Origin of the sequence: Streptomyces sp. WG7, assembly GCF_049975785.1 — a bacterium.
In the GTDB taxonomy this organism is placed as follows: domain Bacteria; phylum Actinomycetota; class Actinomycetes; order Streptomycetales; family Streptomycetaceae; genus Streptomyces.
Genome location: NZ_JBNGGE010000010.1, coordinates 57677 through 83480, shown reverse-complemented (window position 1 = coordinate 83480; position 25804 = coordinate 57677). Strand labels below are relative to the sequence as shown.

Annotated in this window: 21 protein-coding genes and 4 pseudogenes; 14 read left to right on the top strand and 11 right to left on the bottom strand. The window is 71.9% G+C overall.

Annotated features, from left to right (window positions below):
- Nucleotides 1–13: 13 nt before the first annotated feature.
- Complete coding sequence (locus ACP4J0_RS13495; RefSeq protein WP_426598891.1) at nucleotides 14–880, top strand: acyl-CoA thioesterase; 867 nt, start codon at nucleotides 14–16, stop codon at nucleotides 878–880.
- A 1-nt stretch (nucleotide 881) separates the two neighbouring features.
- On the opposite strand, the gene ACP4J0_RS13490 is transcribed toward ACP4J0_RS13495, so the two are convergent.
- Both ACP4J0_RS13490 and ACP4J0_RS13485 read right to left on the bottom strand, forming a co-directional pair.
- Entirely contained in the window at nucleotides 882–1835 is a 954-nt protein-coding gene (locus ACP4J0_RS13490) for a DUF6397 family protein (RefSeq protein WP_426598890.1), read from the bottom strand.
- Between the two features lie 139 nt (nucleotides 1836–1974).
- Nucleotides 1975–2388, bottom strand: a complete 414-nt coding sequence (locus ACP4J0_RS13485; RefSeq protein ID WP_426598889.1) for a roadblock/LC7 domain-containing protein — start codon at nucleotides 2386–2388, stop codon at nucleotides 1975–1977.
- A 108-nt stretch (nucleotides 2389–2496) separates the two neighbouring features.
- Between ACP4J0_RS13485 and ACP4J0_RS13480 the strand changes: the two genes are divergently transcribed.
- Nucleotides 2497–2925: a PPOX class F420-dependent oxidoreductase gene (locus ACP4J0_RS13480; protein WP_426598888.1), complete on the top strand. Its 429-nt coding sequence runs from the start codon at nucleotides 2497–2499 to the stop codon at nucleotides 2923–2925.
- A 29-nt stretch (nucleotides 2926–2954) separates the two neighbouring features.
- Here the strand turns inward: ACP4J0_RS13480 and ACP4J0_RS13475 are convergent.
- Nucleotides 2955–3095: pseudogene (locus ACP4J0_RS13475) on the bottom strand (ATP-binding protein); the annotation flags it as partial.
- A 234-nt stretch (nucleotides 3096–3329) separates the two neighbouring features.
- Here ACP4J0_RS13475 and ACP4J0_RS13470 point away from each other — a divergent pair.
- Entirely contained in the window at nucleotides 3330–3938 is a 609-nt protein-coding gene (locus ACP4J0_RS13470) for a class I SAM-dependent methyltransferase (RefSeq protein ID WP_426598887.1), read from the top strand.
- A gap of 14 nt (nucleotides 3939–3952) precedes the next feature.
- Here the strand turns inward: ACP4J0_RS13470 and ACP4J0_RS13465 are convergent.
- Nucleotides 3953–4402 (bottom strand): annotated as a pseudogene (locus tag ACP4J0_RS13465) (alpha/beta fold hydrolase); the annotation flags it as partial.
- Between ACP4J0_RS13465 and ACP4J0_RS13460 the strand changes: the two are divergent.
- Nucleotides 4397–4528 (top strand): annotated as a pseudogene (locus ACP4J0_RS13460) (PadR family transcriptional regulator); the annotation flags it as partial. The pseudogenes ACP4J0_RS13465 and ACP4J0_RS13460 overlap by 6 nt on opposite strands.
- Here the strand turns inward: ACP4J0_RS13460 and ACP4J0_RS13455 are convergent.
- Nucleotides 4514–5410 carry an oxygenase MpaB family protein gene (locus ACP4J0_RS13455; RefSeq protein WP_426598886.1) on the bottom strand — a complete coding sequence of 299 codons (897 nt, stop codon included), beginning with the start codon at nucleotides 5408–5410 and terminating at the stop codon, nucleotides 4514–4516. The pseudogene ACP4J0_RS13460 and the gene ACP4J0_RS13455 overlap by 15 nt on opposite strands.
- 97 nt (nucleotides 5411–5507) lie before the next feature.
- Here ACP4J0_RS13455 and ACP4J0_RS13450 point away from each other — a divergent pair, with 97 nt between their 5' ends.
- Complete coding sequence (locus ACP4J0_RS13450; RefSeq protein WP_426598885.1) at nucleotides 5508–5804, top strand: hypothetical protein; 297 nt, start codon at nucleotides 5508–5510, stop codon at nucleotides 5802–5804.
- Nucleotides 5805–5944: 140 nt separating this feature from the next.
- A complete protein-coding gene (locus tag ACP4J0_RS13445; protein ID WP_426598884.1) occupies nucleotides 5945–6859 on the top strand; it encodes a hypothetical protein in 915 nt (304 codons plus the stop codon).
- 300 nt (nucleotides 6860–7159) lie between these two features.
- On the opposite strand, the gene ACP4J0_RS13440 is transcribed toward ACP4J0_RS13445, so the two are convergent.
- Nucleotides 7160–7342 (bottom strand): hypothetical protein, encoded by a 183-nt coding sequence (locus ACP4J0_RS13440; RefSeq protein WP_426598883.1) that lies wholly within the window; start codon nucleotides 7340–7342, stop codon nucleotides 7160–7162.
- Between the two features lie 270 nt (nucleotides 7343–7612).
- Between ACP4J0_RS13440 and ACP4J0_RS13435 the strand changes: the two genes are divergently transcribed.
- Both ACP4J0_RS13435 and ACP4J0_RS13430 read left to right on the top strand, forming a co-directional pair.
- Nucleotides 7613–10531 carry a DEAD/DEAH box helicase gene (locus ACP4J0_RS13435; protein ID WP_426598882.1) on the top strand — a complete coding sequence of 973 codons (2919 nt, stop codon included), beginning with the start codon at nucleotides 7613–7615 and terminating at the stop codon, nucleotides 10529–10531.
- Entirely contained in the window at nucleotides 10528–11796 is a 1269-nt protein-coding gene (locus ACP4J0_RS13430; protein WP_426598881.1) for an SWF or SNF family helicase, read from the top strand. Before ACP4J0_RS13435 ends, ACP4J0_RS13430 begins: the two co-directional genes overlap by 4 nt.
- A 740-nt stretch (nucleotides 11797–12536) precedes the next feature.
- Here the strand turns inward: ACP4J0_RS13430 and xylA are convergent.
- The gene (gene xylA / locus ACP4J0_RS13425) at nucleotides 12537–13700 is read right to left on the bottom strand and encodes a xylose isomerase (protein ID WP_426598880.1); all 1164 of its coding nucleotides are present in this window, start codon (nucleotides 13698–13700) and stop codon (nucleotides 12537–12539) included.
- Nucleotides 13701–13923: 223 nt separating this feature from the next.
- On the opposite strand from xylA, the gene xylB reads away from it, so the two are divergent.
- The 6 genes and pseudogenes from xylB to ACP4J0_RS13395 all read left to right on the top strand — a co-directional run bounded on the left by xylB (nucleotide 13924) and on the right by ACP4J0_RS13395 (nucleotide 21538).
- Complete coding sequence (gene xylB / locus ACP4J0_RS13420; protein ID WP_426598879.1) at nucleotides 13924–15369, top strand: xylulokinase; 1446 nt, start codon at nucleotides 13924–13926, stop codon at nucleotides 15367–15369.
- A gap of 486 nt (nucleotides 15370–15855) precedes the next feature.
- Complete coding sequence (locus ACP4J0_RS13415; RefSeq protein WP_426598878.1) at nucleotides 15856–17064, top strand: ROK family protein; 1209 nt, start codon at nucleotides 15856–15858, stop codon at nucleotides 17062–17064.
- A gap of 469 nt (nucleotides 17065–17533) precedes the next feature.
- Nucleotides 17534–18139 (top strand): annotated as a pseudogene (locus ACP4J0_RS13410) (N-acetylmuramoyl-L-alanine amidase).
- 119 nt (nucleotides 18140–18258) lie between these two features.
- Nucleotides 18259–19521: a GAF domain-containing protein gene (locus ACP4J0_RS13405; RefSeq protein ID WP_426598877.1), complete on the top strand. Its 1263-nt coding sequence runs from the start codon at nucleotides 18259–18261 to the stop codon at nucleotides 19519–19521.
- A 150-nt stretch (nucleotides 19522–19671) separates the two neighbouring features.
- Nucleotides 19672–21195: an acetaldehyde dehydrogenase ExaC gene (exaC, locus tag ACP4J0_RS13400; protein ID WP_426598876.1), complete on the top strand. Its 1524-nt coding sequence runs from the start codon at nucleotides 19672–19674 to the stop codon at nucleotides 21193–21195.
- Between the two features lie 133 nt (nucleotides 21196–21328).
- Nucleotides 21329–21538, top strand: coding sequence for a hypothetical protein (locus ACP4J0_RS13395; protein WP_426598875.1), 210 nt, complete (start codon nucleotides 21329–21331; stop codon nucleotides 21536–21538).
- 266 nt (nucleotides 21539–21804) lie between these two features.
- On the opposite strand, the gene ACP4J0_RS13390 is transcribed toward ACP4J0_RS13395, so the two are convergent.
- From ACP4J0_RS13390 to ACP4J0_RS13375, 4 genes are all read right to left on the bottom strand, one after another.
- Entirely contained in the window at nucleotides 21805–22857 is a 1053-nt protein-coding gene (locus tag ACP4J0_RS13390) for a medium chain dehydrogenase/reductase family protein (protein ID WP_426598874.1), read from the bottom strand.
- A gap of 59 nt (nucleotides 22858–22916) precedes the next feature.
- Nucleotides 22917–24269 carry a carotenoid oxygenase family protein gene (locus tag ACP4J0_RS13385; RefSeq protein WP_426598873.1) on the bottom strand — a complete coding sequence of 451 codons (1353 nt, stop codon included), beginning with the start codon at nucleotides 24267–24269 and terminating at the stop codon, nucleotides 22917–22919.
- A gap of 135 nt (nucleotides 24270–24404) precedes the next feature.
- Nucleotides 24405–24968, bottom strand: a complete 564-nt coding sequence (locus ACP4J0_RS13380) for a TetR/AcrR family transcriptional regulator (RefSeq protein WP_426598872.1) — start codon at nucleotides 24966–24968, stop codon at nucleotides 24405–24407.
- 202 nt (nucleotides 24969–25170) lie between these two features.
- A complete protein-coding gene (locus ACP4J0_RS13375; RefSeq protein ID WP_426598871.1) occupies nucleotides 25171–25605 on the bottom strand; it encodes a carboxypeptidase regulatory-like domain-containing protein in 435 nt (144 codons plus the stop codon).
- Between the last annotated feature and the right edge of the window lie 199 nt (nucleotides 25606–25804).

Sequence of the window (25804 nt, the reverse complement as noted above, 5' to 3'; positions counted from 1 at the left end):
GAGAATCCCACTGATGACGAACCCGGCCGAGAGCCTCGTCGCCCTGCTCGACCTGGAGCAGATCGAGGTCAACATCTTCCGTGGCCGCAGTCCCGAGGAGTCGCTGCAGCGGGTCTTCGGCGGCCAGGTGGCCGGCCAGGCGCTGGTCGCCGCGGGCCGCACCACGGAGGGTGACCGCCCGGTGCACTCGCTGCACGCGTACTTCCTGCGGCCGGGGCGCCCGGGCGTCCCGATCGTGTACCAGGTGGAACGGGTGAGGGACGGGCGGTCGTTCACGACCCGCCGGGTCACCGCGGTGCAGCAGGGCCGCACGATCTTCAATCTCACCGCCTCCTTTCACAAGCCTGAGCAGGGAAGTTTCGAGCACCAGCTGCCGCCGGCCCGCAAGGTGCCGGATCCCGAGTCCCTGCCGACGGTCGCCGACGAGGTGCGGGAGCATCTGGGCGCGCTGCCGGAGCAGTTCGAGCGGATGGCCCGCCGCCAGCCCTTCGACATCCGCTATGTCGACCGGCTGCGCTGGAACGCCGATGACGTCCGGAGCGCCGAGCCCCGGAGCGCGGTGTGGATGCGCGCGGTCGGGCCGCTCGGCGACGACCCGCTCGTGCACACCTGTGCCCTGACCTACGCCAGCGACATGACCCTCCTGGACGCCGTGCGCATCCCGGTGGAACCCCTGTGGGGTCCGCGGGGTTTCGACATGGCGTCGCTGGACCATGCCATGTGGTTCCACCGGCCGTTCCGCGCGGACGAGTGGTTCCTGTACGACCAGGAGTCGCCGATCGCCACCGGCGGGCGGGGCCTGGCCCGGGGGCGGATCTACGACACGGAGGGGCGCATGCTGGTCTCCGTCGTCCAGGAAGGGCTGTTCCGGGCCTTGTAGGTCACGCGGCTCTGCGCCGCAGTCGGCCGAGCAGGCTGCGGAACCGTCCGGTCGGCTCCGCCTCGTGCCGGGTGGATTCCCGGTCGGGCGGGGGCGGCACCGGGCGAAGGGCCGGGCGTGGCACTGGGCGTGGCGCCGGACGCTGACCGCGAGCGGCTTCCACCGCGCCCGCCAGGTCCGTGCGGAGCCAGTCGATCTCGTCCGGGTCGGCCGCCGTCATGATCTCCTCCACGAGCTGCGCGGCCGGGGAGCCGGGCGAGCCGTGGGCCGGCGGCGCCGGACGGAACCGGTTCAGATGGGAACGCTCGTAGGGGTCCCTGACGACCTCCGAGACCTCGACCGGGTCGAGCAGCGACGCCACGGCCGCGGCTCGGGCCCACGGGTCGTCGGCCTGGCGGAGCAGGAATCCCAGGTGCCGGCCCCGCCAGTTGCGGGGTCGCAGGTCCAGGCCTTCGGCCAACTGGTCCCGCAGCCCCTCGGGTGTTCGGCCCCTCAGCAGTGCGGAGATCCTCTCGTCGGCCGCGAACTGCCGTAGGTCGTCGGCCAGGTAGAGCCAGACGACGGCGCGGTAGCGGTTGACGTAGAACGCCACGGGCACCAGCAGCCCCAGCCGTGCGAGGCGGGTGAACCTGGCCCTGGTCACTCCCATGAGGGCCGCCCCCTCCGTGGTCCCGACGGCTCGGACGCTCTCCCTCAGCGCCTCGGTCAGGCCCTCCTCCGCCCGGATCCGCTCGATCTCGTCGCGGGCGACGCGCCGGCCGCCCCCTCCTCCTCCCTCGTCGGGTACGGTGCGGATGCGGCCGAGACGTACCGCGAGGTCGAAGTCGCGGCGCTTGAGGCCGAGTTCTCGCGCCGCGCGGCCCGGCGTGAGCGAGTTGTCGCGACTGGTGCCGCAAGGGGCGCCGATCTGCTCGGTGGTGGCCGTGATCTCGTGCCCGATGGTGTTGCCGGACATGCTCGTCTCCCCCGTGGAGTGTGCGGCCGACGCCGTCCGCGCCCGCCTGACACAAAAAACCGTAGCCGCTGTCGCGACATTCGTGGCGGGCCTGTGGACAACTCCGCGGCCGACCCCACGGGTGCTTTGAATGCCCAGGTCAGAGCTCTGTGGGCGATATCCGGCCTGGCTGTCGCGCATCGATGTCGAGGTGCTCACCGACCCGGTTCACGAGCAGCGTCATCTCGTAGGCGATCTGTCCGATGTCGGTCTCCGCGCCGCTGAGCACGCACAGGCAGCTGCCCGAGCCGGCGGCGGTGACGAACAGCACGGCATCGTCGAACTCGACCATCGTCTGGCGTACCTGTCCCGCGCCGAAGTGGCGGCCCGAGCCCTTGGCCAGGCTGTGCAGTCCGGACGAGACGGCGGCGAGGTGCTCGGCGTCCTCGCGTCGCAGACCCGTACTGGCTCCGGTGACCAGCCCGTCGTTGGACAGGACCAACGCGTGCCGGACGTGTTCGACGCGCTCGGTCAGGTCGTCCAGCAGCCAGCCGAGTCCCTGGTTCTGCACCATGATCCGATCTCCCCGTGTTGTCCCCGTGTGCATGGTCGCCCCCTCTGGTCGGAGGATCTGCCCGCCAGCCTTCACCACGCTCGTGCTACGGGCAAGGAGGATGGGGGCATGGCACACAAGATGACCGATGAGGAATGGCGGGCGTTCGTCTCGGACGGCACCCGCACCGGGAAGCTCTCGACCGTTCGGGCGGACGGCAGCCCGCATGTGGCGCCGATCTGGTTCCTGCTGGACGGGAACGACGTCGTGTTCAACACCGGCAAGGACACCGTGAAGGGACGCAATCTGGTCCGTGACGGCCGGGTCGCCCTGTGCGTGGACGACGACCGGCCGCCCTTCGGTTTCGTCGTGCTGCAGGGAAGCGCCCGGATCTCGGAGGACCTCGACGACCTCCGTCACTGGGCCGCCCGGATCGGGGCCCGGTACATGGGCGAGGAGCGCGCCGAGGAGTTCGGGGCCCGCAACGGCGTTCCGGGCGAGCTTCTCGTCCGTGTCACCGTGGACAAGGTCCTGGCCCAGAAGGCCGTGGCGGACTGAGGCCGTCCCGGCCGGGAGAGCCGCTCCGGTCAGCGCGTGGAGTCGGGCAGCCGGGCGGTGTGCATCCGCCCGGCACACTCGACGGGCAGAATCAGCACCTCCTTCCCCGTGTCGCGGTCCCGGGCGTCTCACCGCGCGACCGGGGTTCCCGGCTCGAGCACGAGGTCGCGCGGGGCGCCGTGGGTCGTCGTAGCGGCGTGCCGGCGCGGGGGCAGCCGGCCCGGGGCGGCGTGGTCCAGCTGCCCCATCCCATGGCCCCGGGACGCCGGTCCCGGCAAGGGCGCACTGCGGGGGCGGATGCCGGAAGCCGTCGCTGTCTGCCCCAGGAAAACGACGGATCGACCGCACCACACTCGAACATGTGCCCCGCGGCACCTGCTGTGCCTTTGGGGGATCATGCGGAGATGAGCAACGACCACACGCACGTCCAGGAGTTCTTCGGCGCCCGTGCCGCCGACTGGGACAGCCGGTTCCCCGACGACGGCCCCGCCTACGCGGCCGCGGTCGCCGAGCTGGGCCTGCGCCAAGGGGCCCACGTGCTCGACGCGGGCTGCGGCACCGGACGCGCCCTGCGCCCGTTGCGCTCGGCCGTGGGACCGTCGGGCCTCGTCGTCGGGGCCGACCTGACACCCGCCATGCTCCAGGCCGCCGTACGGGCGGGGAGGGACCGTGACGGACAGCTGCTGCTGACCGACGTCGCGGCGCTGCCGCTGCGATCCCGGTCGCTCGACGCCGTATTCGCGGCGGGCCTCGTCGCGCACCTGCCCGATCCCGCGGAAAACCTACGGGAGTTGGCTCGCGTCGTGAGACCCAGCGGTGTGCTGGCGCTGTTCCACCCGATCGGAAGGGCGGCGCTCGCGGCCCGGCAGGGGCGGCGGATCACGCCGGACGATCTGCGTGCCGAGTCCAATCTCCGGCCGCTGCTGGCCGGTTCCGGGTGGCGCATGACGTCGTACGTCGACGAGGACGTCCGCTTCCTGGCCCTGGCCGTGCGCGAGGACCTGACCGCTTGACCGAGGGCGAGCGGTCAACTCCGTCCCGCGACCGCCGCCGCGAAGGCGTCGGGACGGTCGAACATCACGTCGTGCCCGGCCCCCGGCACGGTCACCACGCGCACGCCGGCGGCTTCCAGCGCTTCGCGGCCCTCCAGTTCACCGCTGAGCTCGCCCTGCAGGTACACACGGTCGATCGGAAGCCCTTCGAGGAGGGTGCGCACCACGGGCGTCGTCCCCCGTCGGAGTCCGACGGCGGAGCGGTGCAGGGCTCGTGGGTCGGCCAGCCGCATCGTCGCCGCCCACAGAGCGCCGACGCTCTCCAGCACGCGCACGTGGCCGCCGTTGACGAAGTCGTCCTCCTCGTAGGAGGCGATGCGGCTGCTGCCCGCGGTCGGCGGCGGGGAGGCGTCGAGGTTGGCCTCCGTGAGGACCAGGCGGGAGACCAGCTCGGGCCTCCGGTGGGCGAGGACGACGGCGACGGCGACCGCCCACTGGGCGCCGAGGAGGTGGACGACCCCTTCCGGCGTGGCGTCCTGACCATCGCGCGAGCCACCTCCCGGGCCGAGCTCAGCTGGCTGCGCGAGACGATCGGTTCACTCGGCGCCTGACGTGCCGAGGTGGCGGACCGGGCAGCTCCGTACGCCCGGGACCGGGCGGGTGCCCAGCTCCGCCAGCCGGTAGCCGTTCGGATAGCCCTTGATCTCCCGGTTCTGCCGGGCGTGGTGCGGGGCCTGCCTCGGCGGCATCAGGCGCACCGCGCGGCCGCGCAGCCGCACGGCGCGGCGCACGAGCGTGCGGGTGGCGGGACTCGGCGGGGTGTACCGGAAGGCCCGCAGGAGCGGCTCGTCGAGCAGGGCGAGGGTCCCGATCCGCAGGAGCGGGGCGAGAGGACTCGGGTACCAGGAGGCCATGAGGTCGAGGGTGGCGTCGGAGACCCGGCGCGCCCCCTCGTCCCACGCGAAGTGGGCCTCCTCGTAGGCGTCGAGGCAGGCTTCGAACTCCTCGTAGGAACCGGGGATGTCCTTGATGCCCATGTGCCGCCCCAGCGTGCGGTAGTGGACCGCGGAGGCGATGGTCTCGTGGCGCGACATCCTTCGCCATCCGTAGGTGTCGATCCAGCGTTTCGGAGTCACGACGAACGTGCACAGGACGTACCGCATGTCGTCGTTGGTGATGTCGTAGCTGCGGTGCATCTGGTTGATCCGCCGGATGGCCGTGCGGCCCTGCTCGCTGCCGAATCCGTGCTCGACCACGGCATCGAGCAGCAGCGCCGTGTCGTCGTACCGCTTCTGCGGCCGGCCCGTGAACTCCGCTGTCTCGGCCAGCAGCCGGCCGATGCTCGGAACGGCGTAGGTGCGGTAGAGCGCCAGCTCGAGGGCGCGGGCGAAGTCCCAGGGGAACTCATAGGCCGAAGCCAGGCGGTAGATCTCCGAAGCATCCCTGTAAGGGTCCATCCGCCGGATCTGTGCCAGCCGTTCGAAACGCCTCACCGTGACCGTTCCCTTCTGCCGCCGGAGTGTCAACACTACGTTGAACAGGGGGAGATGTACGTACGGCCGTGGCCGTTGGCAGGGAGGGGTGGTCCGTTTGTTCGGCAGGATCCGCGAGGCCTGGGAGAGAACTCGCGCCGCTCGGCGAACTGGGGGCGACACGAGAGGGGAGCAGCGCTCGCACAACCTGTTCGAGGCCGCGGCCGCGTACGTATCGGCGTGTGCGGACGACGACCAGGAGCGGATCGACGAGGCGGCGGGCTGGGTGTCACCGGAGGCTCTGTCGTTCGGCGTGAACGAGCTGGCGTGCCGGGCCGTGATCACGCTCGCGCGGGAACGCGGCCAGTCGCCCCGGGACGTGGCCCGCGAGCTCCTGGGACTGCCCACGGGCTGACCCTACGGTCCGGCGCGAGTGGTCGATTCGCCCCCGTCCACCCGGAAAAGCCGCAGCTCGGGTGCGTCTGGGAGTCGTGACAACGGCTTCCCGACCACACTAGGGTGCGCGCCATTGGGCGAACCGATGGGGAGGCTGGGATGGCCGGGACGGACGAGGACGCCGTCGCCACCGCGGACGACGCGCTCTACGTGCTCACGGCGGCGCTGCTGACACCGGCGCAGTTTCCGAGTGTGCTGGGCGACGACTACCCGCAGGCGTGCGCGGCGATCGGTCTCCCACCGCTGGCCGACGGCTACGGCCTGGTGCTCGGTCAGGACGGTGACGGCGCCCGGTGGACCGTCGTCATCGACGACGTCTCGCTGGTCGCCGTCGCCGTGGCGTCCTGGGACTGCGGCCTGGAGCACGACCTGTCGCCGGACGAGCGTACGGTCGTCGCCGCGCTGCCCGGCTGGCCTCTCGCGGTCGCCGTGGCGGCCCCCGGCCTGCCCGCACCGCACGATCCCGGCCCCGAGTCGGCCGACCAGCCCGCGCTGTCGCCGCCGGACACCACTGTCTGGGGGCCCGCGCAGCGGCGCCTGGGAGCCGACGAGATCGCCCTGCAGTGGACGCAGTGGCGGAAACAGGTCGACGACGCGGAATCCCTGGTGGCGCGCGGCGACGACGATTCGGCGGGCGGCACGCCGGGCAGTGGGCCGGTGGGGAGCGCAGGCGCCGGCGAGGACGTCGCGAACGACGCCACGGACGAGGCCGGCGCCACGAACAAGGCCGACGCCGGTCGGTCCGGACACGGCGGTGTCCGGCGGGTGCTCGCGGAGGCCCGCGCCTACGTCGACACGCCTCCGCCGCTCGGCCGGGTCCGGTCGTCGTTCGCGCCGGGGGACGCGCGGACGCTGCGTGCCGACGGCCCCGGCTGGTCGCTCGTCGCCAGAACCGACGACATCGCCTTCGTCCTGCTCGACGAAGAACCCGGTGAGGTCCTGCCGGTGGGCCGGGGTCCGCTGCTGCCCGGACTCCTGGAGGCCCTCGACGCGATGGCCGTACGGCCGAGCTGACCCGCGCCGAGGCCGCCGGCTCCGACGGGTGCGCGCACACGGTCGGCACTGCGGTCGAGGCGAGCCGCACCGCTGCCGCACGGCCCGCGGCGGCACGCACGTCGACGGTCCGGGCGGCAGGGAGCCCGGGAGACCGTGGCCGGTCCTGTCCTGCTCCCGGTCGGCGTTGGACGCGCAGACGGCTTGGGTGGGGCGGGGCCACCGCGCCGCCGGCGGACCACACGACCGGCAGGACCGCGGACGGCGGCGCCGTCCGCTCCCTGGCCCTTGCCGAGACGGCCTCGGCGCCGCGTCAGCGCCTCAGCGGCCGATCTCCTTGCGCGTGACGCGGCGCAGCCTGCGCCGCTGCGCGGGGTCCAGGATGAGGTACGCGGCCGCCGGGACTCCCAGAACTATAAGCAGGGCGGCCCACCAGGGCAGCCAGATCAGCAGGATGAGCCCGGCCGCCACACCCCCTGCTGCGACCTTGGCGTTCTTCGACATGGTGTCGCCTCCTTCGCGGCCACTGCCGCTCTCTGTCCTGAAAACGGGCCCGCGCTCCCGGCGGTTCCGTACCGCGACCCTGAGACGCCCCTGAGGCCGTACCCTTACGCACCCCTGAGGTCCCTTGCACACCTCCTGAAATCCCGTCGCATCGCTGAGATCCCTGACGCATCCGCGAGACCCCGTCGGCCACTCCCTCCGGAGAGAGCATCCCCCACCTGAAGAGTGACTCACGCCACAGCCCGACCGCACCCCGAAGCCTCGGCAATCATGTACAGCCAGCGACCGCGTCCCCAGCTAGTCAAATTTGAGGAATACATCATCGCTGCGCAGACCACCCTCCCGGCGACACTTTCCGAGATCTCCGAACTCGCCCGCTGCTGTGCCGTTTTCCTGCCCGGCGACCCCGCCCGCACCGGCAAAGTCGCCTTCTGGCGGCCCGACGGCGAGGTCCCCGCGGCCCTGTCACCGGGGTCCGCGGAAAACCTGACGGTCGTACTGCCCGACGGTGACGGCGTTGCCGCGGTGGGTGTGCCCGCGGTGCTGCTGCCGGTGCGGGCGGCCCTGCCGGTCCTCACGCGCGCGCGTGCCGGCGCGGACGGCCACCGGGCGACCGTGTTCTGGGGCGCCGTCGCCGTCGAGGCACTGCACCTGGTGGCGCGCGGGCTGCTGCTGCCCGGCCTGTCCGCGACCGACCACGACGCCTGGCGCATGGGCCCGCTGGGGGCGGAGGAGACCGAGCGGGTCCGCCATCTCGCCGCCGCCATGCCGCCCGAGGCCCACGCGGTACCCGTCGACGATGTCGAACCCCTGCGGCTGCCCGACCCGGAACGGCTGGTGCGTGCTTTCCTGGACGCCCTGGCCGACACACTCCCCCGCTCCCCCGCCGCCGAACTCGTGACGGCCGGGCCCGCCTACGCCTCGCGGGAGCCCCGGCGCACGCCCGAGCTGAGCGAATGGGCCGCCGACATCGCCGCGGGACACGACATGGGCGTACGGCTGTCGCTGCGTGTCGAGGTGCGTGGCCTGTCGGCCGCGGCTTCCCAGGACACCGGGCCGGCGTTCCGGGCCGTGCTCCAGGTACACAGCGTGAGCGACCCCGCGCTCGTCGCGGACACCGCCGAGGTGTGGGCGGGTGGCGTGGGCGACGCGTTCGGCACGCGCGCGCGGATGGACGTGCTGCTCGCACTCCGCCGTGCGGCACGGGCCTGGCCCGCTCTCGCACCGCTGCTCTCCGCCGCCGTGCCGGACGCCGTCGAACTCGCCGACGAAGAGGTCACCGAGCTCCTCGGGCGGGGCTCCCAGGCACTCGCCGGCGCGGGCGTCGACGTGCACTGGCCGAGAGAGCTGGCCCGGGACCTGACCGCCCGCGCGGAGGTAGGACCGCCCGACGACGAGCCGGCGCCGCGCACGGCCTCGTCGGACACCGGCCCGTCGTTCCTGTCCGCCGACGCGCTGCTGGCCTTCAACTGGTCCTTCGCCCTGGGCGAGCAGCGGCTCACGCGCGAGGAACTGGAGCTGCTGGCCGAGGCCAACCGTCCCGTGGTACGCCTGCGCGACCAGTGGGTGCTCGTCGACCCCGAGGAGGCCCGCCGCGCCCGTACCCGGCAGGACCACAAGGTCACGCCGGTCGACGCGCTCTCCGCGGCCCTGACGGGCTCGACGGAGGTCGACGGGCACCGTGTCGAGGTGCGCCCCACGGGATGGCTGGCGGCCCTGCGGGAGCGGCTCGCCGACCCCGAGGCCCAGGATGCCGTCGAGCAGCCCGCCGCCCTCGACGCCACACTGCGCGACTACCAGCGACGGGGGCTCAACTGGCTGGCCCGCATGACGTCGTTGGGCCTGGGCTGCTGTCTCGCCGATGACATGGGCCTCGGCAAGACCATCACGCTGATCGCCCTGCACCTGCACCGGCAGACCGACGCGTCGGCCGCCGGACCCACTCTGGTGGTGTGCCCGACCTCCCTCATGGGCAACTGGCAGCGCGAGATCGAACGGTTCGCACCCGGCACGCCAGTACGCCGCTTCCATGGTGCCAGGCGCGACCTGGAAGGGCTGGCCGAGGGCGAGTTCGTGCTCACCACCTACGGCACGATGCGCCTGGACACCGACCGGCTCTCCGCCGTGCAGTGGGGCATGGTCGTGGCCGACGAGGCCCAGCACGTGAAGAACCCGTACTCGGAGACCGCGCGGCAACTGCGCTCCATCGGCGCACGCGCGCGCGTGGCGCTCACCGGCACCCCGGTGGAGAACAACCTCTCCGAACTGTGGGCCATCCTCGACTGGGCCGCCCCGGGGCTGCTGGGCCGGCTCGGCACCTTCCGCAGGCACTACGCACAGGCCGTCGAGGGCGGCCAGGACCCGGCGGCGGCGGAACGGCTGGCGCGGCTCGTACGGCCGTTCCTGCTGCGGCGCCGCAAGTCGGATCCCGGAATCGCCCCAGAGCTGCCGCCGAAGACCGAGACGGACCACCCGGTGTCGCTGACCGCGGAACAGACCGGGCTGTACGAGGCGGTGGTGCGCGAGGCGCTCGCGGAGATCGCCGGAGCCGACAGCATGGCGCGTCGCGGCATGATCGTGAAACTGCTGACGGGTCTCAAGCAGATCTGCAACCACCCGGCACAGTTCCTCAAGGAGGAACAGCCGAGGATCACGGGCCGCTCGGGGAAGCTGGAACTGCTGGACGAACTGCTCGACACCATCCTCGCCGAGGAGGCGAGTGTGCTGGTCTTCACGCAGTACGTGCAGATGGCACGTCTCCTCGAACAGCACCTGGCCGCCCGCGGCGTGGCCTCGCTGTTCCTGCACGGCGGCACGTCCGTCACGGGTCGGGAGACGCTGGTGCGGCGGTTCCAGGACGGCGAGGTCCCGGTCTTCCTGCTGTCGTTGAAGGCCGCGGGCACCGGACTGAACCTCACGCGCGCGGAGCACGTCGTGCACTACGACCGCTGGTGGAATCCGGCCGTCGAGGCGCAGGCCACCGACCGCGCCTACCGCATCGGCCAGACCCGCCCCGTGCAGGTGCACCGGCTGGTCGCCGAGGGAACCATAGAGGACCGCATCGCCGCCCTGCTGAACCGGAAGCGGGAACTCGCCGACGCGGTGCTGGGAACGGGTGAGGCGGCGCTCACGGAGCTGACGGACGCGGAGCTGGCCGACCTGGTCGAGCTGCGAGGGGGTATGCGATGACCCGGTACGACGATGACACGGAACGGACGTTCGCCGCGCTGCCGCCCGCACACGGGCGGGGCTTCGCGCAGACCTGGTGGGGTCTGGCCTGGCTGAAGGCACTGGAGGACGCGGCTCTGGACACGGCACAGGTGAAGACGGGCCGCCGGCTCGCGCGCGCGGGAGCGGTCGGCGCGGTGTCGGTACGTCCGGGACGCATCACCGCGGTCGTCCAGGACCGGGACCGCACGGCGCACCGGGCCGACGTCCTGCTGGAGAAGCTGTCCGACGCCCAGTGGGACCACTTCGTCGACATGGCGATCGAGCGGTCCGGGCACGTCGCGGCGTTGCTGGACCGCGACATGCCGCCGCACCTGGTGGAGGACGCCGCGAACGCCGGGATCGACCTGCTGCCGGGACTGGGCGACCTGGAACCGGAGTGCGACTGCGGCGCCTGGGACCACTGCGGGCACACGGCGGCTCTCTGCTACCAGGTTGCCCGGCTGCTGGACCAGGACCCCTTCGTCCTGCTGCTGATGCGGGGACGCGCGGAGCGGGCCGTACTCGACGCCCTTCAGACGCGCGGCGACACACCCTCAGAGGGCGATGCCTCGCGCCCTGAGGGCGTGGACGCCGCGGAGGCGTACGCGGCGGGGCACGTACTGCCTCCGCTGCCTGTCCCGCCCGACCTCCGGGAGGGTCCGGGTGTACCACCGTCCCTGGACACCGAGAGCGCGCCGCCCCCGGGCGTCGACCCGGCCGCCCTGGCCTTCCTGGCCTCCCGGACCGCGGCGGAGGGCCACCGTCTGCTCGCCGAGGCCCTGCACAGCGCGCACGGTCGGCTCGCGGTGGGCGAGGAAGCGACCTGTTCGCAGGACGCGGTACGCCTGGCCGCGGGCGACCCCGGGACGGAGGTGCTGCACCGCCTCGGCGACGGCTCGGGGCGCGGCCAGGAGGCACTGGCCGTCGCCGTACACGCGTGGCGGCTCGGCGGCGGAGCCGCTCTGTCCGTGCTCGAGGAGGAGTGGACGGTTACGGGCGACACGCTCGCACGCGCGCGTGCGGCACTGGAATCGGCCTGGGACGAGGACGAGCGGCCGTCGTTGCGGGCGCGGGCAAACCGGTGGACCGTCGTCGGCGCGCCGCACCAACTCCGCCTGGACCCCGACGGCCGCTGGTGGCCCTACCGCAAGGAGCGCGGCCACTGGATCCCCGTGGGCGGCGCCACTCAGGATCCGGCGACGGCGCTGGCCACGGCGGTGCTCGCCGCCGGGGACGAGCCCTGATACCCGGCCCCGACGTCGGGGCGGCTCCGGCCTACGCGGGTACCGGGACCGAGCGTCGGGGCGGCCCCGGCCTACGCGGGTACCGGGACCGAGCGTCGGGGCGGCCCCGGCCGACGCGGGTACCGGGACCGGGCGAGGAACAGACCGTTGCCCGGGACGAGGGCCGGCGCAGGACCGTCCCGGCATCGGCGACAAGGTGCCGGGGCTGGGGCAGGGCCGGGCGAGGAGCACCAAGCACCACCTGCGACGAGCGCGGATGCCGGGCCCTGCCGACCTTGGCACGCATGCGGAGCGGGGGCGCGGAGAGGTTCCGAACGGCGCCCGGCAGCTTCCGTGAACCGCCCGGGATGCCTGCCCCCCGTGGATGCGCGGCTTCAGGACGACGAACGACTCGGACTCCCACGCCGCACCGGCCCGCCTGACCGGCAGCGGCAGCGGCAGCGGCAGCGGCAGCGGCAGCGGCAGCAACGAGACCCGGTGACCGATCGTGCGGCTGCGCACGGGTTCTCACAGCCGGACGGGCTCCGGCCCCGTCCGTGAACCGTGCGCTGTGGGCGAATCCGTCCGACGGCCGCCAGGCACCTGCCCTGGGGCCTCGGTCGGAGCGAGTGCCCCGGCGAGAAGCGCGCACTCGGCGCGTCGCCGGGGACCGCCGCTCCGCTCGGCGTCATGCGACGGGATTCATCAACAGCGTCCGTGAACCGGAAGGGGCCGGAGCCTTCGCACAGCGGCCGGACCGCTCAGCGGGCGCCGAGGAGGTGGTCCATGGCGAGCTGGTCGAGGTGTTCGAAGGCCATGCCGCGGGCAGCGGCCGCGTCCACGTCGAACGTGTCGAAGGCGGTCGGGTCGGCCAGCAGCGCCGCGAGACCGTCCTCCGCGGTCGGGCGGGCCAGTTCGTCCAGCCGAGCCGCGGCGAGGGCCTCCTGCACCTGCGGGTCCGCGCGGAAGGCGGCAGCCCGGTCCTTGAGGATCAGGTAGTTGCGCATGCAGCCCGCGGCCGACGCCCACACCCCGTCGAGGTCCTCGGTCCGCGGCGGCTTGAAGTCGAAGTGCCGCGGCCCCGCGTATCCGGCCCTCTCCAGCAGGTCCACGAGCCAGAACGCGGATCGCAGGTCGCCCGCGCCGAACCGGAGGTCCTGGTCGTACTTGATACCCGACTGGCCGTTGAGGTCGATGTGGAACAGCTTGCCCGCCCACAGCGCCTGCGCGATCCCGTGGGGGAAGTTCAGCCCCGCCATCTGCTCGTGGCCGACCTCCGGGTTCACGCCGTACAGCTCCGGCCGCTCCAGCCGCTCGATGAACGCCAGCGCATGGCCCACCGTCGGCAGCAGGATGTCACCGCGCGGCTCGTTCGGCTTGGGCTCGATCGCGAACTTCAGGTCGTAGCCCTGCTCGGTGACGTACTCGCCGAGCAGGTCGAAGGCCTCCTTCATACGGTCCAGCGCGTCCCGCACGTCCTTGGCCGCGCCGGACTCCGCGCCCTCCCGGCCGCCCCAGGCGACATAGACGCTGGCGCCGAGCTCCACCGCGAGATCGATGTTGCGGATCGTCTTGCGCAGGGCGTACCGGCGCACGTCCCGGTCGTTCGCGGTGAACGCGCCGTCCTTGAACACCGGATGCGTGAACAGGTTCGTCGTCGCCATCGGCACCTTCATGCCCGTCGCGTCCAACGCCTGCCGGAACCGCTTGACGTGCTCCTCGCGCTCGGTGTCGCTCGACCCGAACGGGATCAGGTCGTCGTCGTGGAACGTGACCCCGTAGGCGCCCAGCTCGGCCAGGCGCCGCACCGACTCCGCCGGGTCCAGCGCCCGGCGGGTGGCGTCACCGAAGGGGTCCCGACCCTGCCAACCGACCGTCCACAAACCGAACGTGAACCTGTCCTCGGGAGTGGGCTGGTAGTTCATTCCGTGGCTCCTCGCTCGCTGCCGATCACTTGCCGCCGACTATTTCGTCATGGCGCTTTACAAATTAGTATGCACACACGGTCCTGGGAAGAGACAAGGCGTCCCCGAAGGAGTGACGTCCGAGTCACGAGGACCGAGGAACCGCGAAACCCCTGCTCAGTGCAGGTCCGTCCAGGCAAGTCCAGTCAGATCCCCGCAGAGCCGCGGAAGAGGGAGAAGTCCGATGTCAGCAGCCGAGGGTCCGCTCGTCGTCGGCGTGGACACGTCCACCCAGTCCACCAAGGCGCTGGTCGTCGACGCGGCCACCGGCCGGGTCGTCGCAAGCGGCCAGGCCCCCCACGTCGTGTCCACCGGAGCCGGGCGCGAGAGCGATCCGCGTCAGTGGTGGGACGCGCTGCGCGAGGCCCTGCACCAGTGCGGTGACGCCGCGCGTGAGGCCGCCGCGGTGTCGATCGGCGGGCAGCAGCACGGACTCGTCACGCTGGACGTCCACGGCGACCCGGTGCGTCCGGCCCTGTTGTGGAACGACGTGCGCTCCGCCCCGCAGGCCCGTCGTCTCATCGAGGAACTGGGCGGCCCCAAGTTCTGGGCGGAGCGCACGGGCAGCGTGCCCAGCGTCTCGTTCACGGTGACCAAGTGGGCTTGGCTGGCTGAGCACGAGCCGGAGGCCGCGCGCTCGGCGAAGGCCGTACGCCTCCCCCACGACTACCTCACCGAGCGCCTCACCGGTGAGGGCACCACCGATCGCGGCGACGCGTCCGGCACCGGATGGTGGGCGTCCGGCACCGAGGCGTACGACGAGGAGATCCTCGCGCGCGTGGGGCTCGATCCGGCACTGCTGCCCCGAGTGGTCCGGCCCGGGGAGGTGGCCGGCACCGTGCGCGACGGCCACGACCTGCCGTTCTCCAGGGGCACCCTGGTCGCCGCCGGGACCGGCGACAACGCGGCAGCCGCGCTGGGACTCGGGCTGCGTCCCGGCGTACCGGTGATGAGCCTCGGAACGTCCGGCACCGTGTACGCCGTTTCGGAGCGACGCCCCGCCGACCCGACCGGCACCGTGGCGGGCTTCGCCGACGCCCGCGGCGACTGGCTGCCGCTGGCCTGCACTCTCAACTGCACACTCGCAGTCGACCGCGTCGCGGCCCTGCTGGGCCTGGACCGGGAAGCCGTCGAGCCCGGCACCGACATCACGCTCCTGCCCTACCTGGACGGCGAACGCACGCCGAACCTGCCGCACTCCTCCGGCCTTCTGCACGGCCTGCGCCACGACACCACCGCCGGCCAGCTGCTCCAGGCGGCGTACGACGGCGCCGTCCACTCGCTGCTCGGCGCGCTCGACCTGGTCCTCGACGCCGACGCGGACCCGTCCACGCCACTGCTGCTGATCGGCGGCGGCGCACGCGGGACTGCCTGGCAGCAGACCATACGACGGCTGTCGGGGCGTCCGGTCCAGATCCCCGAGGCCAGGGAACTGGTCGCCCTCGGCGCCGCGGCGCAGGCGGCCGGCCTGCTGACCGGCGAGGACGCGGCGGCGGTCGCCCGGCGCTGGAACACGGCTGCCGGGCCGGTACTCGACGCCGTGGAACGGGACGAGGCGACACTGACCAGGATCAGCGGGGTACTCTCCGACGCGGCACCGCTGCTGGAACGGAACGCGGACTCCCGCTGAGGACGCGTTCACGCGGGCGACGCCATCGACGGGCACCGTCACGGGCTGCTCCCGCGGGGCACCGGGCGCGGGGCGTCGCCGGGCATGCCGACGTGACGGGCGGCCTGCGCACACTCTCGGAGGGTGTGCCCGGGCCGCGATCACGTTCACCGGTGACGGAGACGTCCACCGTGGAAACGCGCCCGGCACGCGCCGACGGAGGACAGCCAAGCGGGCAGCCAGAGGGCCCGCGCGACCCGACGCTCGTCGTCGCAGAGCGTCCTGGGCCAGGCCGCCCAGGGGGGCGTCGCCCGTGGACGTTCCCGGCTGTCCTCCGGCAGTGCCCTCGGCGACCGCCGGGCGCTGTCGGAGACGACGTACGTCCGGCGGGCCCGCGCCCAGGCGGTACATGGCCGAGGATGGGACCGACCGGGGCACAGGCCGATGACCGACCGACGACCGACCGACCGATGACAGACCGATGACAGACCAGGGGCTGACGGAGGCATGACCGCACCGCCACACGAAGCACACCCGGCCCGCCCCGGGCGCCCGCTGCCGGACACCCAGCAGGGGATGCGCCGTCGCAACCTCGCCCGGGTGATGCACACCGTCAGCGCCGAGGGCCCGCTGTCCCGGGCAGCCGTGGCCTCACGGATCGGGCTGACGCGTGCCGCGGTGTCCACACTCGTGGACGAGCTCATCCGCTCGGGCCTGCTGGAAGAACTCGGCCCCGAGCGTCCCGGCCGGGTGGGGCGTCCCGGGTCGGCGCTCGCTGTCAGCGCGAAGGGCCCGGCCGGCATCGGGGCGGAGGTCGGCGTCGACCACCTCGCGGTCTGCGCGGTCGACCTGCGTGGCCAGGTGCGGTCACGAGTCGTGCGGTACGGCAGCAATCGGGGCCGCTCGCTGGAGCCGGTGATCGAGCAGCTCACCGGCCTGGTGCGACAGGTCGTCTCGGAGACGGAGGCCGAGGGGCTGTGGCCGGCCGGGCTCGCGGTCGCCGTGCCCGGTCTCGTGGCGCGGGACGCCCGTACCGTCGTACGCGCGCCGAACCTGGACTGGCACGACGCGGATCTGGGCGCACTGCTGCCCGCGGACCTGCCGCTGACCGTGAACAATGAGGCCAACTTCGGCGCGCTGGCCGAACTGTGGCTCGGCGAAGGCACCCCACGGGACTTCCTGCACGTTTCGGCCGAGATCGGCATCGGTGCGGCCGTGGTCGTCGACGGACGGCTGCTGCGCGGTACCCGGGGATTCGCCGGCGAGCTCGGGCACATGCCGGTCAGCCCCGACGGGCCGGAGTGCCCCTGTGGCGGGCGCGGGTGCTTGGAGCAGTACGCCGGTGAGAAGGCGGTACTGCGTGCGGCGGGCGTGGAGCCGGGCGCGGATCGCGTCGGGTTGCTCGCGGGGCGTGCCGCCGAGGGCGACGAGGCCGTACGACGTGCCCTGCGCGACGCGGGCACGGCGCTCGGCATCGCGCTGACCGGGGCGGTCAACCTGCTCGACCCCGAGAGCGTGGTGCTGGGCGGCGCGCTGGCCGGACTCGCACCCTGGCTGCTGCCGTCGCTGCGGGACGAACTGGCCCGGCGCACGGCGGGACCGGCCTGCCCGGTCTCCGTGTCGGAGCTCGGCCCTCAGGGACCGCTGCTCGGCGCCGCACACTCGGTTGTGCGCGCTGTCCTGGACGACCCGGCGGTGGTGGCGGAGCGGGCCTGACCGGACCGGCTACGGCTACGGCTACGGCTACGGCTACGGCTACGGCTACGAACCGAGCCTGGAACCGATCACCGCCGCGAGGCAACGCCCCGAACCAATGACCGCCGCGAGACAAACCCGAACCCGCCGCCATGACCGCAGCGAGGCAAACCCGATCCCGGCCCCGAACCATCACCGGCGGCGGTGACGGAACCAAACCGGCCTCGACCATGGGCGCCCGAACAGCCCCGCTTCACACCCAGGCCACTCGATCGAGTGAGCGCGGTGTCCACAAGGCGGCGGCCGTCCACGGAACGGCGCGGCACCCTTCTGCGCAACCCCCGCTGCCCGTACGGTGATTCGCGCGGATGTCCCTCGCCAGGAGGGCGGCGAACGTCCGCGTCGCGTTCTCCTTCCCTGCAACGTCATGCAGCGGAGCACCCTGCACCCCCCACAGGGCTCGAGGCCCACCGACGAAAGGCAGTCCCCCATGGAAAGGAAAAGGACAGCACCGGTTCCGACCAGGCGACGGCTCCTGACGGGCGCCGCGCTCGCCGCCGTCCCCCACGCCCTGCTCTCCTCCACACGGGCCGCCGCTCGGCCCCGGGCCGTCGACTACCCCTCCGCCGAGTGGCAGCCGGCGAGTACGTCCAACTACACCCGGTCGAGCCGCCCCTCGGCCTATCCCGTCGACCACGTGGTCATCCACGTCACACAGGAAACGTACGCCGACACCCTCTCCATCTTCCGCAATCCGCAGAAGCAGGTGTCCGCGCACTACGTGGTCCGGTCCTCCGACGGGCACGTGGCGCAGTGTGTGCGTGAGGCGGACATCGCCTGACACGCGGGGAACTGGGACTACAACACCCGCAGCATCGGAATCGAACATGAAGGGTGGGTGGACCGGCCCGAATACTTCACCAACGCCCTGTACGAACAGTCGGCCCGGCTCACCGCGGCGATCTGTACCGCGTACGGCATCCCCAAGGACCGCGCGCACATCATCGCGCATCATGAGGTACCCGGCAGCGACCACACCGACCCGGGGCCCCTGTGGGACTGGACCCGCTACATCAGGCTGGTCAACTTCGCCTGACCGCCGGCGGGCCCGCGTCCGGGGTGATCCGGCTGGTCCAAGAGGTTGTCGGCGCGTTTCCGCGGAGTGACGATGTCCGCAGCGCGTCACCGTCAGCATCACCGCCCGGGGAGGCCGAGTTGCCTGATTCATGGCTGGCTCTGGAATCGGGGGCCGATCCCGTCGAACGCGCGCGCACACTGCGGCGCGCACATGCGACGTTCACCGAGGCAGGGACGGTGCCGCGGCCCGTGCGTGCCGTGGTGGCGGAGTCGTGGCGGCGGTCGGTCCGGGCAGGTGTCGGCCCGGACGGCACCGCGAGCGTGGAGCTCACGGACGGTGACCTCGGCGCCTTTCGGGCCGAGCATCCGCTGGCCCGGGTGATGCCGCTGATCCGCGAGCTCCTGGGCACGTTCGCCGCCGACGGCGATCACCTGCTCGCGGTGTGCGACGCGCACGGCAGGCTGCTGTGGGTCGAAGGGCATCCGGCCATCCGCCGCCGGGCCGGACGGATGAACTTCGTGCCGGGTGCCCGGTGGGCGGAGTCCGCGGTCGGGACGAACGCGCCGGGCACGGCGGTGGCCGTCGGACGGCCGGTCCAGGTCTTCTCGGCGGAGCACTTCATACGGCGGGTCCAGCCGTGGACGTGCGCGGCGGCTCCGGTGCACGACCCCCGCACCGGGCGGGTACTCGGCGCAGTGGACATCACCGGCGGGGACGATCTGGCGCACCCTCACAGCCTGGGCTTCGTCCAGGCGGTCGCGCGTGCCGCCGAGTCGCAGTTGGCACTGCTCACCCCGGAACAGTCCCCGGCCGAGGCGGCCGAGTTGACCGCGCTGGGCCGTGACGAGGCCCTGCTGAGCGCGGAGGGTCACAGAATACGGCTGAGCCGGCGGCACAGCGAGATCGTCGTGCTGCTGGCCCACCACCCGGAGGGCCTGACCGGCGACGAACTGCTGTGCGCACTGTACGAGGACGAGTCGGTGCCGCCGGTGACCCTCCGTGCCGAACTGGCCCGGCTGCGCGGGATCCTGGGGCCCGGCCGGCTGGCGTCCCGGCCGTACCGGCTCGCGCTGCCCGTCGAGACCGACGCCACCGTCGTCGAACGTCGCCTGCGTGCCGGTGCGGTCACGGGTGCCGTGGCGGCGTACGCCGGCCCGCTGCTGCCCGGGTCGCAGGCTCCGGCGGTGGTGCGGCTCAGGCACCGGCTCGCCGACGGTCTGCGCGCCGCGCTGATCGCTTGCCGCGATCCCGACCTGCTGGCCGACTGGGCGCACGCACCGTGGGGCGAAGACGATCTCGACGTGTGGCGCGCGCTGGCCGCGGTCCGGCCCACGCCGGCGGTCCGGTCCCGGCTCGCCGCGCTGGAGTCCGAACTGGCGGCGGCGCCTCACGCGTGGTGACCGCCGGCCGGCAGCCGACGGTCGCGGGCACGGTTCCCGCCTCCGGTCGGTGACCGCCGCGCACGCAACGTCCCTGCAACGTCCCGCTGCCTAGCCTCACGCGCAGAGCTGTCCAACGGCGGGCAGCGCTGGACGAGGGAGGCAGACAGGATGACCCGTTACGCGGCGCCCGGCACCGAGGGCGCGATCGTCTCCTATCAGTCGCGCTACGACCACTTCATCGGCGGCGAGTACGTGCGGCCGGCGCGCGGGCAGTACTTCGAGAACCCGTCACCGGTGAACGGCCGGCCGTTCACGGAGGTCGCGCGCGGTACGGCGGAGGATGTGGAGCGGGCGCTCGACGCCGCTCACGAGGCCGCTCCGGGCTGGGGCCGCACGTCGGTGACGGAGCGTTCCGGCATCCTGCTGAAGATCGCCGATCGTATGGAGGCGAACCTGGAGCGCCTGGCGGTCGCCGAGACCTGGGAGAACGGAAAGCCGGTGCGCGAGACACTGGCGGCCGACATCCCGCTCGCCGTCGACCACTTCCGCTACTTCGCGGGCGCGATCCGCGCGCAGGAGGGTTCGCTCGGCGAGCTCGACGACGACACCGTGGCGTACCACTTCCACGAGCCGCTGGGTGTGGTCGCGCAGATCATCCCGTGGAACTTCCCGATTCTGATGGCGACCTGGAAGCTGGCCCCCGCCCTCGCCGCCGGCAACGCCGTGGTCCTGAAGCCCGCCGAGCAGACCCCGGCGTCGATCCACTACTGGCTGAGCCTGGTCGCGGACCTGCTGCCGCCCGGCGTCCTGAACATCGTCAATGGCTTCGGCGCGGAGGCGGGCAAACCGCTCGCGGCCAGCCCGCGGGTGGCGAAGGTGGCGTTCACCGGGGAGACCACCACGGGGCGGCTGATCATGCAGTACGCCTCGGAGAACATCAAGCCGGTCACGCTGGAGCTGGGTGGCAAGTCGCCGAACATCTTCTTCGAAGATGTCTGGGCGCGGGACGACGACTTCCGCGACAAGGCGCTCGAGGGCTTCACGATGTTCGCGCTCAACCAGGGCGAGGTGTGCACCTGCCCGTCCCGCGCGCTGGTCCAGCGCGGCGCCTACGCCGAGTTCATGGAGGCGGCCGTCGCCCGCACCGAGCTGATCGAGCCGGGGCATCCCCTGGACACCGACACGATGATCGGCGCGCAGGCGTCCAACGACCAGCTGGAGAAGATCCTCTCCTACCTGGACATCGGCCGGCAGGAGGGCGCCAAGGTACTCACCGGTGGCGAACGCGTCGAGCACGACGGCGAGTTGAGGGGCGGCTACTACGTGCAGCCCACGATCTTCGAGGGCCACAACCGCATGCGGATCTTCCAGGAGGAGATCTTCGGCCCGGTCGTTTCGGTCACGCCGTTCAGCGACTTCGACGACGCGATCGAGACCGCCAACGACACCCTGTACGGCCTCGGCGCCGGGGTGTGGACCCGCGACATGAACACCGCCTACCGCGCGGGCCGCGCCCTCCAGGCGGGGCGTGTCTGGACCAACTGCTATCACCAGTATCCGGCGCACGCCGCCTTCGGCGGCTACAAGCAGTCGGGGATCGGCCGGGAGAACCACAAGATGATGCTGGAGCACTACCAGCAGACGAAGAACATCCTTTGTTCCTACAGCCCTCGGAAGCTCGGGTTCTTCTAGCGCTCATGCCGACCGCGGGCCGGCCCGTGCCGGCCGCGGTTCCCCTGAAGTGAAGGAGCAACAGGCTCCGGGGGATGGTGCTGCCCGGCATGGGGACACCGGCTCGCTGGAGAGGCGTTTCCTGCCGCCCCCGGTGACGGGCAACCGGATGTACCACCACGAGGGCATCGAGGGCGCCGAGACCAGGACGGCGTCCGCGGAACGGATCCGTGCCGCTGTGGACGACGTCCTGCGCCTCGGCACCGAGCACCAGATCCTCGTCACGCACGGTTTCGCCCTGACCTTCGTGGTGGCGGCCCGGTCCTGCCTCCCCATCGAGGCGCTCGGCTACGGCACCGCCTGACGCTCTCCGTCGAGGACGGGGTGCGCACCGGAGGGGTGGGCGCGGCGCTGGCCCAGGCGTGCGCCGACGCCCGGGTGCCCGCGCCGGTGCACGCCCTGGGGCTCCCCCGCGGCTTTCTCAGCCAGGGTGCACAGGGCTGTTCGAGACGGAGATGATCTATGTCGTCGCGCTGGCCGGAGCCCTGGACACGGCGGCGCTCACCGCATTCTGCGACGGCGGCCGGCGCTCGCTGCCGGGCGGGGAGTTGCACCGCGTGCGTCGTGTGTCTACGGCACCAGGACGACCTTGCCCACCACCGTGCCGGATTCCGCCAGCCGCACCGCTTCGCCGACCTCGGTGAGCGGGAGGCGCGCGGCGACTTGGGGGACGAGTTCGCCCTCGGCGAGCAGGGCGAAGACGTGGCCCAGGTCGGCGTGCAGCTTGGCGCGGAAGGTGCCGAGCCGGCGCCGACCGGCCCAGATGTTGTAGAAGTGGGCGCTCTTGCCGTTGGGGAGCGCGTTCCAGACCATCAGGCGGGCGAACAGCTTGAGGACCGGCGCCTTCGACGAGCCCTGGACGTCGCGGGTCGAGGCGGTGCCGTAGGCGACGAGGGTGCCCTTGGCGGCGAGCAGGCGGTAGGAGGCGACGATGCCCTCGCCTCCGACGTGGTCGAACACCGCGTCGTAGCCCCGCGGAGCGTGTCCGCGCAGTCGGCCCTCCAGGTCGGGGGCGCGGTAGTCGACGGGGACGGCGCCCAGCGCCCGGACGGCGTCGTGGTGCTTGGCCGATGCGGTGCCGACGACCCTGGCACCGGCGATGCGGGCGAGCTGGACGAGGGTGGAGCCCACGCCGCCGTTGGCGCCGTGCACGAGGACGGTCTGGCCGTGCCGGATCTTCGCGATGCGGTGCAGCATCTGCCAGGCGGTGATGCCGTTGACCACGAAGGTCTCCGCCTCGGCGGAGTCGACGGACTCGGGTACCGCGCTCAGGTCGCCGGCGTCGACGGTGACGTGACCGGCCCAGGCCCCGGTCTTGGTGAGGACCGCGAAGCGCCGCCCCAGCAGCTCGCCGGGTACGCCCTCTCCCACGTCGACGGCCCGTCCGACGAGGTCGTAGCCGGGGACGAAGGGGAAGGGCGGCTGGTCGAAGTACTTGCCGCGGCGCATCTGCTGCTCGGCGAAGGAGATTCCGGCGGCCTCCATCGCCAGCACGACCTGTCCGGGGCCGGCCGGGCGGACGGGCCGGGTGCGGATCTGGATGCCGTCCGGGTCGACGATGCCAGGCAGCACCGCCTCGGTGGTCATGGTGCCGGCGGAAAAGGGGGTGTGGGAGTCGTACATGGGAGAGCTCCTTGTCACGTGTCGTGCGAGTCGGCGAGTGCTGGGCGGGCCGGGGCGGGTCAGAGGGCGGCGTCCGGGATCCACGAACCGTGGATCGTCGCGGGCACCCGCCGGGGGAGGTGGATCGTGGCGACCGGGGGCACGGTGAGGTCGGAGGCGTCGAGGACGACCATCCGGGACGCGTCGGCGTTGAGGTCGCTCACGATGGTCATGAGGTATCCCTCGTCCTCGCCGGTGGTGCCCTCCGCCTGGACGAAGACCGCCTCGCTGGGCAGTTGGCCGGTGCCGAAGGGCAGCAGCCGGCGGGCGCCGGTGGAGCGGTCGTACTTCACGAGGGTGTGGTTGCCGATCCCCTGGTCGTCGGGGAACGACAGCGCGTACTGGAAGCGGTGCTCGCTGCCGGTGAAGCGGTCGTTGATGGTGGGGAACTCCACCGTGAGGTCGTCGGTCTGCTGTTCCTCGACGGTGCCCGCGGCCAGGTCGACGGTCCAGCGGCGGCTACGGGAACCGGAGTTCGGCTCGGCGCCCCGGTCCGCGGCGCCCACCCACCAGTTCCAGGAGCGCTGCCAGCCCTCGCGGCCCACTGCGGGGCCCTCGACGACGATGTGCCCGCGGGCGTCCTCGTAGGCGTTGGCGAAGTGCATGGCGTATCCCTGGCCGATCTCGAACCAGCGGGTCTGCCGGGCGCCGCCCGCTCCGCGCGGCATGACGGCGATCCGTGAGGCCTGCGCGTCGCTCCAGCCGTAGGGGATTCCGGAGTGTTCGCCGGGGTCGAAGGTGACCGAGCCCTCGAGGAAGACGACGTAGTGCTCGGTGATCGCGAAGTCGTGCTTCAGCGCGGCGCTCGCTCCGGGTACTTCCTGGCTGTCCAGTGCCTGGCCGTCGGCGGAGGCGACGTGGTGGATCAGGTACGGGGGGAACGGGGAGGAGGAGAAGAAGTGCAGCTCTCCACTGGCCGGGTCCTCCTTGGGGTGGGCGGTCATGGTGGAGGTGAGCTTGCCGCCGAAGTCGTAGGCGTCCACCGTCTCCCGATCGGCCGTCAGCTCGAAGGGCAGCGCCGCCTCCGACAGGGCCAGGAGCCGCCCGCCGTGCTCGATGACGTGCGTGCCGGCCGTGCTGACCGTCAGGTCGGGTCCCTGGTCGGTCATGTAGGGGGCACCGTCCAGGGCGGGGGTGTGGACCCAGCGGTTGCGGTACCACTCGGCACGGCCGTCGCGCAGCCGCACGCCGTGCACCATGCCGCTGCCCTTGAACCAGTGGGTGGGGGTGATGCCGGGCTTGGGGTTGTGGCTGTTGCGGATCAGACGGCCGGTCAGTTCGGGCGGCAGGGTGCCTTCGACGGTCAGCTCGGCGGCGGTGATCTCGTCCGTAACGGGAGCGTAGTGACCGGTCAGGTAGGGCTTGCTGGCCATGGCGGACCTCGGTTTCGGTTTCGGTTTCGAGAGAAGGGGTGCACTGCGGGGTGGTGTGTGGTTGAACACTCACTCCTCGGCCCAAAAGAAGCGGCCACCGGGTACGCCGACACGGGGCCGCCTGTGAAGAGCGTGTCAGTAGTGCGTGATCCCGGCGGCCAGGGTGCGGGTCCAGGGTGCGGAGACCGCCTCGGCGTCGATGGAGACCAGCAGGTGGCAGAGCATGCCGACGGCGAAGAACTGCTGGACCTGCTGCTCACTGCCCCCCGAGGCACTGCGGACGTACTCGACGGTGCGGGCGTACCCCGCCCGCACCGCCTCCCTGATCGCCGGCTCGGAGACGGCAGCCGCCTGGGCGTGCAGCTGGACGAGCATGAGGTCGTTGTCGCTGATCAAGCGGGCATAGGCGTCACCCATCGAGTCGAGGACCACTTCGGGGGCAGCGCCTCCGGCGTTCGCCGCGCCACCTTCGAGAGCGGCGCGGACCCGGACGAAGCAGTGGTCGACGACCGCGGTGAACAGCGCCTCCTTGTTGGGGAAGAGGCGGTAGACGTAGGCCTGCGAGATACCGGCGGCCTTCGCCACCTCGGTGGTGGTGGTCCCGAAGTACCCCCGGGCCGCGAACGCCCCGATGGCCGTGCGCAACACCGTCTCCCGGCGTTCTTCGGCTGTGGACAGTTGCCGGCGTTCCGTCTTCATGTGAGTACTCAACCACTCACTCTCCTGGGTCGTCAACCGCTTCACCGGTTTCAAGCGCCTCGCCGTCCGCCGGGAACGACGCCTGGACCTCCACGACGGACTCGCCTCGCTCACCTGCGGTCCGGCCCACCGCATGACGTCGCCGCCAAGGCCGTCCCGTGGTTGAGCAGCATCCGGACGGTGCAGAGCCGGGTTCGGCCACCTAGGTCTTCGCCTTGAAGTGCTCCTGGAGCTTTCGCTGGATTCCCTGGAGTACCTCGCTGGTTTGTTTCAGTCTTGACAGGCGGGATTCTGCCGTTCGAGCGTAGTCCTCATCCTCCCTTTCCACAGCGAACAGATACCCACTGAGAGCGTCCACAGCCGATTCCGCGTCTGCACCATGACCAGTCTTGAGCAAAAGGCGGTCCAGTGGAATCCTGTCGTCAGCGACCACATTGGCGACCACCGACGGATGCCAGTCTTCGGCATTGGTAAGCGAATGGTGCGTATCGAACCTTACGGTGACCAGTTCTCCTTCGGGAACCTCAGCACTGTAACGACCCTCATCGTTGGTATACGTCTTGTCGATGAGAGTCCGATCACGATAGACGCTGACCTTGATCATCGCGATCGGCTCGTTATCGATGACTGCCCGCACTTGCCCATGCATGACACTTTCTCCGCAATTGAACTGCCGCCATTCATTTGTTATTCACTGCCGCTGCAATAGCGGCCATAAACTCTCTTGGACCGGCATGCTGCGCGGCCCCAATCTCAGTATCCTCCGGCCGTGGTGGTTCGCAACGCGTGCCGGGGGGAGGCAGGAATTCATGGATGACGACCCTGGCATCGGGGAA

Bases quoted from the DNA above. Each gene is read 5' to 3' on its own strand.
- ACP4J0_RS13480 (WP_426598888.1), top strand. From the start codon at position 2,497: ATGGCACACAAGATGACCGATGAGGAATGGCGGGCGTTCGTCTCGGAC.
- ACP4J0_RS13440 (WP_426598883.1), bottom strand. From the start codon at position 7,342: ATGTCGAAGAACGCCAAGGTCGCAGCAGGGGGTGTGGCGGCCGGGCTC.
- ACP4J0_RS13485 (WP_426598889.1), bottom strand. From the start codon at position 2,388: ATGGTGCAGAACCAGGGACTCGGCTGGCTGCTGGACGACCTGACCGAG.
- ACP4J0_RS13380 (WP_426598872.1), bottom strand. From the start codon at position 24,968: ATGAAGACGGAACGCCGGCAACTGTCCACAGCCGAAGAACGCCGGGAG.
- xylA (WP_426598880.1), bottom strand. From the start codon at position 13,700: ATGAACTACCAGCCCACTCCCGAGGACAGGTTCACGTTCGGTTTGTGG.
- ACP4J0_RS13430 (WP_426598881.1), top strand. From the start codon at position 10,528: ATGACCCGGTACGACGATGACACGGAACGGACGTTCGCCGCGCTGCCG.
- xylB (WP_426598879.1), top strand. From the start codon at position 13,924: ATGTCAGCAGCCGAGGGTCCGCTCGTCGTCGGCGTGGACACGTCCACC.
- ACP4J0_RS13490 (WP_426598890.1), bottom strand. From the start codon at position 1,835: ATGTCCGGCAACACCATCGGGCACGAGATCACGGCCACCACCGAGCAG.
- ACP4J0_RS13495 (WP_426598891.1), top strand. From the start codon at position 14: ATGACGAACCCGGCCGAGAGCCTCGTCGCCCTGCTCGACCTGGAGCAG.
- ACP4J0_RS13415 (WP_426598878.1), top strand. From the start codon at position 15,856: ATGACCGCACCGCCACACGAAGCACACCCGGCCCGCCCCGGGCGCCCG.
- exaC (WP_426598876.1), top strand. From the start codon at position 19,672: ATGACCCGTTACGCGGCGCCCGGCACCGAGGGCGCGATCGTCTCCTAT.
- ACP4J0_RS13470 (WP_426598887.1), top strand. From the start codon at position 3,330: ATGAGCAACGACCACACGCACGTCCAGGAGTTCTTCGGCGCCCGTGCC.
- ACP4J0_RS13435 (WP_426598882.1), top strand. From the start codon at position 7,613: ATGTACAGCCAGCGACCGCGTCCCCAGCTAGTCAAATTTGAGGAATAC.
- ACP4J0_RS13385 (WP_426598873.1), bottom strand. From the start codon at position 24,269: ATGGCCAGCAAGCCCTACCTGACCGGTCACTACGCTCCCGTTACGGAC.
- ACP4J0_RS13390 (WP_426598874.1), bottom strand. From the start codon at position 22,857: ATGTACGACTCCCACACCCCCTTTTCCGCCGGCACCATGACCACCGAG.
- ACP4J0_RS13445 (WP_426598884.1), top strand. From the start codon at position 5,945: ATGGCCGGGACGGACGAGGACGCCGTCGCCACCGCGGACGACGCGCTC.